The sequence below is a fragment of the Pantoea sp. A4 genome, from assembly GCF_000295955.2.
In the GTDB taxonomy this organism is placed as follows: domain Bacteria; phylum Pseudomonadota; class Gammaproteobacteria; order Enterobacterales; family Enterobacteriaceae; genus Pantoea; species Pantoea multigeneris.
This window is the reverse complement of sequence record NZ_ALXE01000051.1, coordinates 54,512-68,153: the sequence shown is the minus strand read 5'-3', so window position 1 is coordinate 68,153 and position 13,642 is coordinate 54,512. Positions and strand designations below refer to the sequence as shown.

Genomic DNA, 13,642 nt, shown 5'->3' with positions numbered 1-13,642 from the left:
GCACAGATAGCCACGCCCTATGCTCAGGCTCTTTTCCTTTAAGGGTCTAAATAATGCGTCCTTCTTATCAACCCCGGCTGGTGCAGGTAGCCTCCTGCATGGCGTTTGTGATCGTGTTACTTGATGTCAGCGTGGTGAATGTTGCTCTGGAAGCGCTGCGTCATCAGTTTTCGAGTGACATGGCCGGATTACAGTGGATTGTGAATGCCTATGCGCTGGTTTTCTCAGCGCTGTTGCTCAGCGCTGGCCTGCTGGCTGACCGGTTTGGCAGCAAACGGCTTTTTATACTTGGCTTTGCGCTGTTTACTGTGAGTTCTGTAGGCTGCGGCTTTGCCTCGTCACTGTCGGTACTGATCGCATTTCGAAGCTTGCAAGGTGTTGGTGCGGCCCTGCTGATCCCGACATCACTCACCCTATTGCGCGAGGCTTTCTCCACCCCCGATGCCCGAGCCAGAGCCATTGGCTGGTGGGGCGCTGGCGGCGGTATCGCGTTGGCAGCAGGCCCGGTGATTGGCGGCCTGTTGCTCAGCAGTTTTGGCTGGCGCGCCATTTTTCTGCTTAATTTTCCCCTCGGCATTGCTGGTCTCTGGCTGGCACAGCGTTATGCCGCGCCTTCACCGACGCAAGCGGGTAAAAGCGTCGATCTGCCCGGACAACTGTCAGGTGCCTTCGCCCTCGGCTGCCTGACGTTTTCTCTGACAGAAGCCAGTCGCTATGGCTGGCAACACCCGTTAATTATTGGCTGCTTCGTGGCATCGCTGCTGTTGGGTGGCGTATTTGTCCGCACGGAGGCCCGATCACCCGATCCGATGTTGCCGCTATCCCTGTTTCGGCGCCCTAACCTTGCGGCTTCTACCTTTATCGGTCTGGTCGCCAATTTAACCTTTTATGGAATGGTATTTGTCTTCAGCCTCTATTTTCAGCACATCCGTCACTTCAGCGCTGCACAAACTGGCGTGGCATTTTTGCCGATGATGGGGATTTTAATGGTGATGAATGTGGTGGCAGGTCGCCTGATGACGCGACGTGGAGTACGCGAGCTAGCGGTTAGCGGATTGCTGATTTCGGCGAGTGGCTACCTGCTGATGTTACTCGCCCTTCCCGGTGGTGAGCACTGGACACTCATCATCCCCATGTTACTGGCGGGTAGCGGCATTGCGCTGGCGATTCCGACGATTACGCATGCCGTATTGGCGGCCGCACCGGCTCATCAATCTGACGTCGCGGGGGCATTGCTGAACACCGCACGTCAAACCGGCGGCGTCATTGGCGTCGCGTTGTTTGGGTATATGATACGACACAGTGAAAAGGTGGCATTTATGGCCGGTATGCAGTTATCAATTGCGATCAGTGCTGGGCTATTGCTCTTGGCCGCCGGGTTCGGATGGATGACGCTGACTACCGCGCAAAAACCCAGCATGGTCCCTGCCTGTGACCCGTAACGTAACATTCACTAGCCTCACGACGAGGCCTTTTCGAAGGCCTCTGGACTGACTTCCCAAGTGGCTGTGGCGTCATAAAATCGCTAACGTTTATCGTTGCCCTCAACGGGCCAATGCCAGTCTTTGACTTCGGGCATATCTTCGCCGTACTCGCGCACGTAACGGTGATGTTCATCTAGCCGTTCCTGCAACTCATCAAGCAACTCAGCGTCCTGTGAGCAGATAGCCTTCAAGCCAACCCTGACACTGATGTTCGCTGAGAATTTCCATTACTCGTCCATTACGCGCTAGCTGTTCATCATCGTCTTTCAGGGGAGCCATCCAGGTGCGACTGGTAACGTCAAACACGGGTGATAGCCGGTTTGACGCCGTTTCATCAGGCCCAAACAGGCGGAAATTATGCTAATTGAGCAGAAAAACCTCACTCAGGTAGTGGCCAAACTGTTCCGTTGCTTGTCCGGTTAAACTACCCGCTTCCCCGGTTTCAAGCGCAAACTTCTCTATGTCTGGCGTAACGAGCGACTGTCTTAATCGCCCTCCGTTGGCAAAGGGCGTTGCACTCATCCGTTTGTCACCTGCAGGCGCTAATGCCTTTAACTCAGACATCAACTGACCGTGTTTATCGAAAAGATTCTCGGGTTGATAGCTACGCATCCAGTTCTCAAGGATGACGCGATGATCGTCATTATCGCGGCAGGCAGAGACTGGCACCTGATGAGCGCGCCAGAAATCTGCGACTTTTTTCCCATCCACAACATCGGGGCCGGTCCACCCTTTGGGACTACGCAGCACAATCATCGGCCATGACGGTATCAGACCCGGTGCAGTGCCGCTGCGCGCTTGCTGCTGGAAATGTGCAATTCTGTTAAATGCATAATCCAGCGTATCAGCCATTTTTTTATGCATCACAGCAGGATCACTGCCACAGACGAACAGCGGCTCATAGCCATAGCCGCTGAATAGCTTACGTAAGTCCTCGTCACTGCTACGTGCCAGTAAGGTAGGGCTGGCAATTTTATAGCCGTTAAGGTGCAAAACTGGCAACACGGCTCCATCACGCCTGGCATTAAGGAATTTAATACCCTGCCAGCTTGCTGCAAGTGGTCCGGTTTCCGCTTCCCCATCACCTATTACGCAGGGCACGATCAATTCAGGGTTATCAAAGGCGGCACCAAAAGCATGAGAGAGTGAATAGCCGAGCTCCCCGCCTTCATTAATCGATCCTGGTGTTTCAGGAGCTGCATGGCTCGGGATCCCCCCCGGGAAAGAGAACTGCTTGAACAAACGCTGCATACCCGTTTCGTCAGAACTGACGTGGGGATAAATTTCGCTATAGCTGCCTTCCAGCCAACTGTTTGCCACCATACCGGGCCCACCGTGGCCAGGTCCGCAAACATACAGCAGATTGAGATCTCGCTGACGAATGATGCGATTGAGGTGTGCGTAAATAAAGTTCAGGCCCGGCGTTGTTCCCCAGTGCCCTAATAAACGCGGTTTGATATGGTGAGGTTCAAGAGGCTGACGTAGCAGAGGATTGTCCATCAGGTAAATCTGGCCTACGGAAAGATAATTGGCCGCACGCCAGTATCTGTCCAGTAATGTTAATTCAACGGACAAGGTCGCATTGCTCATAGTCCCTCCTCAGAAAATTACAGATAATTAACCCTAATAGAGAATAGGTAAAGTTGCTAGCCAGCCCGGACATGCCGCAACGTAATTTCCATGACAAGAAGCCATTATTTTTTGTCTTCACCTGGAGACACCATTGAAATCAGATTCTGTGACGTCTTGATAGCTATGCATTTATTCTTAAATATCCAGCGCCGCCGCCTGGCTTATTTAAAGGGTAAATATCTTCACGCTGTGATGAATTGCTGAAAGGATAAGTAAGAGAAATTTAATACGTGAACCAGTCACCTATTCGCTCAATATGACACATTTGCTGTTTCACCCTACACTCAGGAGTGTTTTTTCATATCAGAGAGAGGAAGATAGCAATGTCGAATCAATCAGATAAAAAAGTATTAAGCCAACGCACCCCGGTAGCGGGTCCTGAATCTGTCAAGCCGGGACTGGGTTCACTGGCCCCGGAAGACGGCTCACATCAGCCGCCGGCTCAACCCACGCCACCCGGAAAAAGCCCTACCGCACCCGGCAGCCTTAAAGCCCCGAACACGCAAAATACCAAACTCCAGCAACTCGACGCAGCACGTAAACAGGGATCGGACCAGCCGCTGACAACCAATCAGGGCACACGCATAGCCAACGATCAGAACTCGCTTCGGGCAGGGAGTCGCGGCCCAACGCTGCTTGAAGACTTCATTATGCGAGAGAAAATCACGCATTTTGATCACGAACGCATTCCTGAACGCATTGTGCATGCGCGTGGTTCCGCCGCACATGGATTCTTTCAACCCTATCGGTCGCTAAACGACCTCACTAAGGCACATTTTCTTTCCAACCCGGAACAGGTAACTCCGGTCTTTGTCCGGTTCTCAACGGTTCAGGGTGGTGCGGGTTCTGCGGACACCGTGCGCGACATTCGGGGATTTGCCACTAAGTTTTACACTGAGGAAGGCGTGTTTGACCTCGTCGGCAATAACACACCGGTATTTTTCATTCAGGACGCCCATAAATTTCCGGATTTTGTCCATGCGGTAAAACCCGAACCACACAATGAAATCCCCCAGGGCCAAAGCGCGCATGACACCTTCTGGGATTATGTCTCTCTCCAGCCTGAAACGCTGCATAACGTTATCTGGGCGATGTCCGATCGTGGTATTCCCCGCAGCTACCGCACGATGGAAGGATTCGGCATACACACATTCCGGCTAATCAATGCGGAAGGTAAATCCACCTTTGTTCGCTTTCACTGGAAGCCCGTGGCCGGGAAAGCATCACTGCTGTGGGATGAGTCTCAGAAGCTAACCGGCCGCGACCCCGATTTTCATCGACGCGACTTGTGGGAAGCCATCGAGGCGGGTGACTATCCAGAATATGAGCTAGGCCTTCAGCTGATCCCGGAAGAAGATGAATGTAAATTCGACTTTGATATTCTCGATGCCACTAAATTAATCCCGGAAGAGCTGGTACCGGTAGAACGCGTAGGCAAAATGGTGCTGAATCGCAATCCTGATAACTTCTTTGCCGAAACCGAACAGGTCGCATTTCATCCGGGACATATCGTACCGGGCCTCGACTTCACCAACGATCCTCTGCTACAAGGCCGGCTTTTCTCCTACACCGATACGCAAATCAGCCGCCTCGGCGGGCCAAACTTTCATGAGATCCCGATTAACCGTCCTGTCTGCCCCTACCATAATTTTCAGCGCCAGGGTATGCACCGACAGGACATCGATACCAATCCGGCAAATTACGAACCTAACTCTATCAATGACAACTGGCCAAGAGAGACGCCACCCGCCCCACAGGGCGGCGGCTTTGAAAGCTATCAGGAGCGCATTGAAGGTAGCAAGATACGTGAACGCAGCCCCTCCTTCGGTGAATACTATTCACAGCCTCGCCTGTTCTGGCTGAGCCAGACTACCGTGGAACAAGAGCATATCATTGCCGCCTACTCGTTTGAGTTAAGTAAAGTTTCCCGGCCGTACATCCGCGAACGGGTTATTGATCACCTTGTGCACATCGACGTCACTCTGGGGCAGCGCGTGGCAGACAATCTGGGCATCAGGTTGACAAACGATCAGCTTAATACACCCCCCGCTGCTGACGTAAATGGTCTGAAAAAAGATGACAGTCTGAGTCTCTATGCACAGCAGGATCGCTCAGTTAAAGGTTGTCAGGCCGCTTTATTGCTGAGTGATGGCGTAAAATCTGCCGATGTACTGGCCGTATTGAAGGCGTTGAAAACAGAAGGTATCCATACAAAGCTACTGGCTGCACATTTGGGTCAGGTTCAGGCTGATGATGGCTCAGCCCTGCCCGTAGATGCCACTTTTTCTGGCTTACCTTCAGTGACCTTTGATGCGGTCTTTGTGCCTGACGGAAATATTGATGCCCTGCTGCTCAGTGGCGATAGTCGATACTTCCTGCTGGAGGCGTACAAACATCTTAAGGTGATTGGATTAAGCGGTGATGCCCGCCTTTTCAAGACGGCGTTTGCGCTCAGGGCTGATGAACAAGAAGCGGGAATTGCCGATGGAGACAAAGCAGATCCCCCACTTCTGACGGAATTTATTGAGGGGATTAAATCTCATCGCATCTGGTCGCGTAGCCATAAAGCACTTTCTATACCGGCCTGATGGTCAATTAGCCAACGCGTCCTGCGTGAATGTCAGGGCCGTTGGCCACCGAGGTATTTTCAGATAATTCTCACTGACATTCCCAATCTCAGAAAATGATTGGAAAAATATTTGTAGATATTTTTAAAGGCAGTAAAAATATCATTATGGCATATACAATTCGATAACATTACGTCTGGAACTTTATGAAAATATTCACACCAGCACGATGAAAACCAGCCAATCACTTTCAGAACCGTTCGTGACAAATTTAAATTCTTCTGCCAGGCTTAATTTAATCTACCTTACAGGAGATCAAGATGACTTCATCAACCAACAAGTCAATTTTCACTAACCAATATCCTACCCCACCCTTTAAGCGTCAGCATCAGGCATTTCCCGGGCTGGCATCCGAGATGAATCCTAAACCCGATCATGGTGAAGAAAGCTATCAAGGGAATGGCCGACTGGACGGCCGTAAAGCGCTAATCACAGGCGGTGATTCAGGGATTGGCCGGGCCGTGGCGATAGCCTATGCTCGTGAAGGTGCGGATGTCGCTATCAACTATTTACCCGATGAAGAACAGGATGCCGCAGAGGTTGTACAATTAATTGAAGCAGAAGGCCGCAAAGCCGTGGCAATTCCGGGTGATATTCGTTCTGAGGAATTTTGTCAGCAGTTAGTTAATCAGGCTAACGAGAAACTAGGCGGGCTGGATATTCTGGTGAATAATGCAGGCCGACAGCAATATAATAAATCCATTCGGACGCTCTCCACTGAAGATTTTGATGCAACGTTTAAGACGAATGTTTATGCGATGTTCTGGATAACAAAGGCGGCACTTGAATACTTGCCCAGCGGTTCATCTATCATTAACACTTCATCTGTTCAGGCCTATGAACCAAGTGCAATTTTACTTGATTATGCGCAGACAAAAGCGGCAATAGCGGCCTTTACTAAATCTCTCGCCAAACAACTGGGAGAACAGCAAATTCGTGTGAACGCTGTCGCACCTGGCCCCTACTGGACGGCGTTACAGGTATGTGGGGGGCAACCACCAGAGAAAATTGAGCAGTTCGGTGCCACCGCCCCGCTTTCTCGTCCTGGGCAACCCGTAGAAATTGCGCCGTTATACGTTACACTCGCGGAAACGGCCAACAGCTACACTTCCGGCCAGGTGTGGTGCTCCGATGGTGGAACCGGCACCCTCTAGCATAAGAACCGGGTACAAGTAGGTAAAGTTCATCCTGTTTTTCAGTGTGGCCTTTTGCACCTCAGGATTGCAGAGCCTGACAATAAATATTTATGCAGCGAAGGATACGCAGATGTTTAGCGTATCCTTCGCCGTTGAAAAGCAGGTTTACCGCATATTGCGCCATCTTCCCAATAGCCGGTCAGGCGGCATTGAGGATACGCAACGTTTCACGATTAAACGCGGGTAAATCATCAGGTGTGCGGCTGGTGACCAGCTTATCATCATCAACCACAACCTCTTCAGTTCCAGGAGTGGATGAACATTAAAGTCTGGCCAGTTTGGCTTAAAACGCAAGCCTGACGGCAGGATAGAGACCATAATTGTTCCTGTTTATTTTTCTCCACGCATTTGTATGCATAAATCAAATGCAGTCCTAAAGAGGAGGTAATTCATCTTTCCTGGTGTGACTAAAAATCCTACGACCCTGCTTTCAAGTCGCATTCAGGAAATTAGTTGCAAAGTATTTTTTACACATTATTGATCCTTGTACGGATCTTGCTTGTGGTCTTTGCTGTCATCACGTGTACGTGGGATCTCACCATGCTCATTCGGATTATCCCTGGCAGGATGATCATCCTTCTCATCGGCGTTACCAGTATTTTTTGCAGCTTCCGGTAAGTCTTTACGCGCGTCACCTTCTTTATTACATTGCTCATTCGAACTGTGATTTTTCATAACAAACCTCGTAACGTTCCAGAGTAGTTTAATCTTAACCCACTGCCAGACTTACTTTTTCAAAGTTTGGTAAAATTTACACCATCGCATGAAGGATATGTTTTGGAAAAAACCTTATATCCAGACTACATTTAATATAATACAAGCATTATAAATGCTGTTGATCACCTGATTTTTATATTATTTTCTCTCAAAAAGTGATGTAAGACATAGTTGAAGCCAGAATCCAACGGAGATTATCTATGCCCTATGATTCGCGAAGTTCACTACCAGATAGCGTTAAACATGTTCTGCCCGCACATGGGCAAGATATATACATTGCGGCATTCAACAGTGCGTGGGATGAGTATAAAGATAAAAAAGACAGGCGCGACGACAACTCACGCGAAGAGGTATCGCATAAGGTTGCCTGGGCGGCTGTAAAACATCAATATGAAAAAGGTGATGACGGTAAATGGCATAAAAAACCGTCCTGATAAAACAACAGTGCAGTGGTCAATATTTTTAGGTCACAATCAGAGGAACTTCCCCCCGAGCTGCTGAACATGCCCGGCACACCAAAAAAAGGCCACCAAAGGTGGCCTGTTGCTGTGTGTGACGTTAATTAATGCTCCGGCATCTGCTCCGGTGCTTTAAGCAGCTTACGGGTTTTCGCCACTTCTTCTGCGGTCACGGCCGGTGCGGCGTTACCCCAGCTATTGCGCAGATAGGTCGCCACTGCTGCGACCTGGTCGTCAGACAGTTTCCACGCAAAGGCAGGCATCGCACCACTGGTCGGGTTGCCGACGGTAACTGCACCGCGACCGCCCTGCAATACCGTGGTAATGATGGATGAAGGATCTTCTGCCTGTAAACCTGGGTTATTGGCGAGGCTGGCGGCGAGATTCGGTATCCCTTTCCCGTCACTGTTATGGCAGGCGGTGCAGTTAACCGAATAGAGGTTCTCGCCGCTTTTCATCTGCTCACTGTTAGCGGTGGTCAGCGCAGTTGGCTTCTGGGTAGCGGAGGGTTTCACCGACTTCAGGTAAACCGCGATGGCATTCAAATCGGCATCGGTCAGATGCTGGGTTGAATTGGTCACCGCTTCCGCCATCGGGCCTGAAGCCACGGCAACGTGGTTACTGCCCAGTTTCAGGTAGTCCACCACTTGCTGCTGCGACCAGCTACCAATCCCGGTGTAGTGATTTGGCGTGATGTCTGGCGCGTGCCATTCCCCCAGGTTACTGCCCTGCAAGTAATCACTGGTATCGCCCCCAATGATATTCTTGGCGGTATGGCAGGCGGCACAGTGTTCCGGGCCTTCAACCAGGTAGGCACCCCGATTCCACTCCGCAGACTGGCTGGGGTCCGGCTTGAACCCTTCATTTTTAAAGAACAACAGGTTCCAGCCCATCATGGCCAGACGGATGTTATACGGGAAACCCAGCTGCGTCTCTGGCACCGCGTTATGAATTGGCTGCACCGAGCGCATATACATCCACAGGTCGTGCATATCCTGATCGGTCAGTTTCACGTAGGCGTTGTAAGGCATTGCAGGATAGAGGTTTTCACCCTCTTTGCCTTTGCCATGACGCACGGCACGGAAGAAATCACGCTCCGTCCAGCTACCAATTCCCGTTGCAGTATCTGGGGTGATATTGCTGGCGTAAATCCCACCAAACGGCGTGCTGATGGCGTAGCCACCCGCCATGTGCTGCTTGCTTTCGGGAACGGTATGACAGGCCGTACAGTCGCTGGCGATAGACACATAGCGACCACGCTCCACCGCTGCGGCATCTGCCGCCGTGGGTGGTTGACTGGTCAAAACATCGTTACTGGCAACGTTATCTGCTGAGGTGTTGCCATTTTGCCACAGTAAAGCGGCAGCCACTGCCGCAGCGACCAACGCCACACCAGCAATTAATCGGGTCTTTTTCATCTCACACCTTCACCAACGGACCTGGGTTTTTCAGGTACTGTTCGATAATGGCTTTCGCCGTCCACAGACTTAGTGCACCAATGGTGCCCGTCGGGTTATACCCGGCGTTGTTCGGGAACGAAGAAGCCCCGAGCACAAACACGTTGTGTGCGTCCCAGCACTGTTGGTAACGGTTCAAGACCGAGGTTTTCGGATCGGTACCCATCACCGCACCCCCAATGGTGTGGTCACTGGCGAAGTTGTAAGGTGAATACGCGCCTGAGGCTGAGTTGGTGCCGATCACGATCTCTGCACCCATCGCCTTACCAATCTCAACACTCTTCTCTTCGATAAACTTCGCCGAGCGGCGGTCGTTATCGTTGTAGTCAAAGGTCACACGCAGCAGCGGATTGCCGTTGTTATCTTTGTACTCAGGATCGAGGTCAAGATAGTAATCTTCGTGGGAGAAGCTGGTGCCCTGCCCGAAGATAAACGTGGTGTTCTGGAACGCGTGGGTATAGGCCTTTTTCCAGTCTTTACCCCAACGCGGTGATCCCGGTGGTAGTGCATCTGCGTTGCCGATGGGACGCGCGCCGCGAGCGACCACCAGAATTCCCGCGCCGCCAATAAAGCCAAGCCCGGTATGGTCAAAGTTATCGCCATTCCAGTCATCCACCTGCGAAGAGAGCGCACCGGCACCGATATACTGGTTAAGATTCTCATCTTTAAAGTGAATCGCTGCGCCAGAGACCGTCTGGAAGCTATAAGCGCGCCCCACAACGCCCGTTTTGGTCACGGGGTTGTACGGCACACCAATCTTGGATAGCAGCAGCAAACGTACGTTTTGCATCTGGAAAGCGGAGAGAATGACAATATCCGCTGGCTGTTCCCACTCTTTCTGGTTTTTATCGATATAGGTTACGCCAGTAGCGGTTTTCCCATCTTCAGCCTTGTTAACCCGCACCACCGCCGAGTCAGTCAGTACGGTAAAGTTCTCGCGTTGCATTAATGCCGGGATGACACAGGCATTCGGGCTGGATTTGGAGAAGTTACCGCAACCGTAATAGAGGCAATAGCCGCAGTAGGTGCAGGGACCCATACGCACACCCAGTGGGTTAACGTAGGCGCGTGATGCCTGGCCAGCGGGTACCATAAACGGATTAAGGCCGATTTTTTTTGCCCCTTCGGCAAAAATGTCGGTCAGTCGCATGCTTTCCAGCGCAGGCAGCGGATACTCACTGCTGCGGTTGCCTTCAAACGGGTTTCCCTCTGGCATGGTTTTGCCGTTGAGCTTGCCCGCTTTACCGGACACACCGGCAATCTTTTCAAAACGATCGTAAAACGGTTCCAGTTCGTCATAGGTGACGCCCCAGTCTTGCAGGATCACCCCTTTTGCAATTTGCTGCTTGCCATAACGTTTTACCGTCTGGCTATAGGGCTCGAAATCAAATGGCGTAAAGCGCCACGCCATTCCGGCCCAGTGGGTGCCCGAACCGCCAACGTTATAACCGAGTTCGTTCAGGTTCCAGTCACGCGTCGGCAACGCGGTCTGGGTGGAGTTATTACGGAAGGTGGTGGTTTCTACCGCAGGCGGCAGTAGCATACTGCGGCGGGTATCCCAACGCAGTTCATCGGTATCAACGGAAGGCGGAAAATCGGTTGCGGTTTCAAACCACGGGCCACGTTCAATGGCAACGACATTCAGACCAGCGCGGGTCAGTTCTTCTGCAATCAAAGAACCACACCACCCCAGGCCGACGATGGCGACATCAGCTTTTGGACGGACATTTTTCATTTTAAAAACTCTTTATGGCTCAGCTCTGGAGGGAAATAAATTACAGCTGGTTATCAATTAAGCTGGTTGGAATAATATTGAGTTTCTGCCCTTTCTTTGGCAGTAAATCACGGAAGTCATAACGTGCTCCCGGGAAGCCAATCATTTTCCAGCTGGTCATCTCTTTATTTCCGCCATAGATTGGATCGGAAAGGAAACCTTCGCGTACGTTCTGTAATAACAGTTCGAAAAAGACTTTGGTTTCCACTTCTTCACCTAAATCAAGCGTGACATTTTCCAGCGCGGTCAGCACTTTATCCTGCTGCTCGCCGGATAAAGAAATAAAGTCTTTGCCATATTGTTGCTGTACGGCTTTATCCAGTGCAGCCAGACCAAGGCGATAACGTTGAGCAGGCGTTAAAGGCGACTGTGGCCCCTGTTCAGGTGTGCCTTTAACAAATTTACCCAAACGATAAATGGCGACCGCATTACCGTAATCCCCGGCTAATTGACGATCAATAAAGGTGGCGCAGCCCGCCTCTTTTCCACTCAGACTGGTTTCATCTGCGGGAATAAAGCGTTCGGCGATTGCCCCTACGGTGTCAAACTCGTGTTGCGTTAAATATTGCAGTCCGCCCTGGCGGGGTGGCGATGGTGGTGTTTTTACCTGACCGGGTTCCCACGGCTGGCCACCATTAATGACCTCCGCCTGAGTAACCACAGGTATAGTAGATGCGACTCCCAGTGCAGTAATGGAAGTGAGAAATTCTCTACGTTTCATGATATCCCTGCTAATGATTCACATTGCATCAAAAAGACCACAAAAAAAAACAGTGGTCATAACGTGCCACAAATTTAATGTGTTATAGGATTATCTGGCGTAATTAACACCATCGATAATTATGACAATTTATGGCTGTAGGTGAGGTAACTTGTCTCCACAAGTTAAACAATCAGTTACGCAGACGTTAACAACCTGCGCAGAGTAGATCCCCGCCCTACGATTTGAAAGGTTTTTATTGATGGAAATCCATCATGGCGAATTAAGCTGCTATCAGCACGGTTTGATGGCGATCACATCTTGCCAGCTCACGTAACCTCAGCATAATAAAGAGCACAACACCGGTTATGTTTTGCCCAAATGATGGCAGGACGGTGTTGATGTCTGGAGAAGTCATGAAAAAAGTAACGCTTGAAATGCTGGCGATGAAAGCAGGCGTTGGCATCGCCACCGTTGATCGGGTGCTTAACGAACGTGGAGGGGTAAAACCTGAAACCGTGCGTAAAGTACTGAATGCAGCACGTAAGGCCGGGTTGCAAAGATTATTGCCTGAAGAAGCCAGTCAACCGTGGAAAATTGAAGTTTTCCTCAGTAGCCAGGAGTCATTTTTTTTCCGGCAACTGGCAAAAGAGTTTGCTGCCGTTGCCGATACGCTGGGCTACAAAAAAATAACGCTTTATCGGACGCTAGTACCGGAATCCAGCCCGGAAAAACTGGCAAAAAAAATCATTGAAAGCAGCAGTCAACGTGACGGAATTGTTGTTTTTGGCCATGACTACCCTGTTATTCACGAAGCTTTAGCGCACTGTAAAACCAAAGGAATTCCAGTCATCACTTTAGCGACAGATATTCCCGACGCTGAACGGTTATGCCATGTGGGGATTGATCAGCAGCAGGCTGGAGCCACTGCCGGATTATTAATGAGCAAAACCACGCCGGGCGAAGGTGATGTGATATTAGTGAGCGGCAGAATGGATTTTCGTGCGCATACACAACGGGTTGCGGGTTTCCGGGATGTATTGCAACAGCGATCACCGCAGCTGAATTTACGTTCAGTTCTGGCCGGTCAGGATGAAAAACAGCGGATTCGTTCCCTGCTCAATAATACGTTGCGCACGGCGAAAAATGTGGTCGGCATTTATAATACCGGCACTGGAAACAGTGATATTGCGGATATTCTTAAGCAACATCAACTGGCGGGGGAATGCACTTATATCACCCATGAACTCTATTCCGTTACGAAACAGCTTTTGCTGGATGATGTACTGGATTTCACGTTGGATCAAAATGCACAGCAACATGCTGCGTTGGCGCTGAATATTATGTTACGCCATCTGGAACAGGGATTTATGCCGGATGTTTATCAGGACGGAAAAGTGGCGTTGAAAATCACGACCGCAGAGACCTTAGGGTGAATGTTACCCTGCTCAGCAAAGGCCGCAATGATGTTTTTTACTGAAACAGCTAATAGCATGTTGTAACTAGTAAATATAAACAAAGCGCATTCTGCCCGGGCAGTCTGCATTACACCGTCTTTCACAGGTTGATGATGTGGCTTTTTAGCTGCCACCAAAGA

The 13,642-nt window shown here is 50.5% G+C and carries 10 protein-coding genes and 2 pseudogenes; 5 read left to right on the top strand and 7 right to left on the bottom strand.

Annotated features, from left to right (window positions below):
- Window positions 1-53: 53 nt before the first annotated feature.
- Entirely contained in the window at window positions 54-1,442 is a 1,389-nt protein-coding gene (locus B880_RS0121350) for an MFS transporter (RefSeq protein ID WP_017349501.1), read from the top strand.
- An 83-nt stretch (window positions 1,443-1,525) separates the two neighbouring features.
- Here B880_RS0121350 and B880_RS26790 read toward each other — a convergent pair whose 3' ends face one another.
- The gene (locus tag B880_RS26790; RefSeq protein WP_237761036.1) at window positions 1,526-1,633 is read right to left on the bottom strand and encodes a hypothetical protein; all 108 of its coding nucleotides are present in this window, start codon (window positions 1,631-1,633) and stop codon (window positions 1,526-1,528) included.
- Window positions 1,634-1,649: 16 nt separating this feature from the next.
- Window positions 1,650-3,074 (bottom strand): annotated as a pseudogene (locus B880_RS25375) (phosphoketolase); the annotation flags it as partial.
- 365 nt (window positions 3,075-3,439) lie between these two features.
- Between B880_RS25375 and katE the strand changes: the two are divergent.
- Together katE and B880_RS0121330 are read left to right on the top strand one after the other, a co-directional pair.
- Entirely contained in the window at window positions 3,440-5,704 is a 2,265-nt protein-coding gene (gene katE, locus B880_RS0121335) for a catalase HPII (RefSeq protein ID WP_017349500.1), read from the top strand.
- Window positions 5,705-6,003: 299 nt separating this feature from the next.
- Complete coding sequence (locus tag B880_RS0121330; RefSeq protein ID WP_017349499.1) at window positions 6,004-6,897, top strand: SDR family oxidoreductase; 894 nt, start codon at window positions 6,004-6,006, stop codon at window positions 6,895-6,897.
- A gap of 181 nt (window positions 6,898-7,078) precedes the next feature.
- Here B880_RS0121330 and B880_RS26250 read toward each other — a convergent pair.
- Both B880_RS26250 and B880_RS0121320 read right to left on the bottom strand, forming a co-directional pair.
- A pseudogene (locus tag B880_RS26250) lies at window positions 7,079-7,180 on the bottom strand (protease); the annotation flags it as partial.
- A 233-nt stretch (window positions 7,181-7,413) separates the two neighbouring features.
- Window positions 7,414-7,614, bottom strand: coding sequence for a hypothetical protein (locus B880_RS0121320; RefSeq protein WP_017349497.1), 201 nt, complete (start codon window positions 7,612-7,614; stop codon window positions 7,414-7,416).
- Window positions 7,615-7,856: 242 nt separating this feature from the next.
- Between B880_RS0121320 and chaB the strand changes: the two genes are divergently transcribed.
- On the top strand, window positions 7,857-8,090 hold the full coding sequence (gene chaB / locus B880_RS0121315) for a putative cation transport regulator ChaB (protein WP_017349496.1): 234 nt from the start codon (window positions 7,857-7,859) through the stop codon (window positions 8,088-8,090).
- A 128-nt stretch (window positions 8,091-8,218) separates the two neighbouring features.
- On the opposite strand, the gene B880_RS0121310 is transcribed toward chaB, so the two are convergent.
- Genes B880_RS0121310 through B880_RS0121300 form a run of 3 tightly spaced genes read right to left on the bottom strand, consistent with a single transcriptional unit; the run spans window position 8,219 to window position 12,066 of the window.
- A complete protein-coding gene (locus B880_RS0121310; RefSeq protein WP_017349495.1) occupies window positions 8,219-9,532 on the bottom strand; it encodes a c-type cytochrome in 1,314 nt (437 codons plus the stop codon).
- A 1-nt stretch (window position 9,533) separates the two neighbouring features.
- Window positions 9,534-11,306, bottom strand: a complete 1,773-nt coding sequence (locus tag B880_RS0121305) for a GMC family oxidoreductase (RefSeq protein WP_017349494.1) — start codon at window positions 11,304-11,306, stop codon at window positions 9,534-9,536.
- Between the two features lie 40 nt (window positions 11,307-11,346).
- Window positions 11,347-12,066: a gluconate 2-dehydrogenase subunit 3 family protein gene (locus B880_RS0121300; protein ID WP_026042828.1), complete on the bottom strand. Its 720-nt coding sequence runs from the start codon at window positions 12,064-12,066 to the stop codon at window positions 11,347-11,349.
- A gap of 395 nt (window positions 12,067-12,461) precedes the next feature.
- Here B880_RS0121300 and B880_RS0121295 point away from each other — a divergent pair, with 395 nt between their 5' ends.
- On the top strand, window positions 12,462-13,481 hold the full coding sequence (locus B880_RS0121295) for a LacI family DNA-binding transcriptional regulator (RefSeq protein WP_017349492.1): 1,020 nt from the start codon (window positions 12,462-12,464) through the stop codon (window positions 13,479-13,481).
- Window positions 13,482-13,642: the final 161 nt, after the last annotated feature.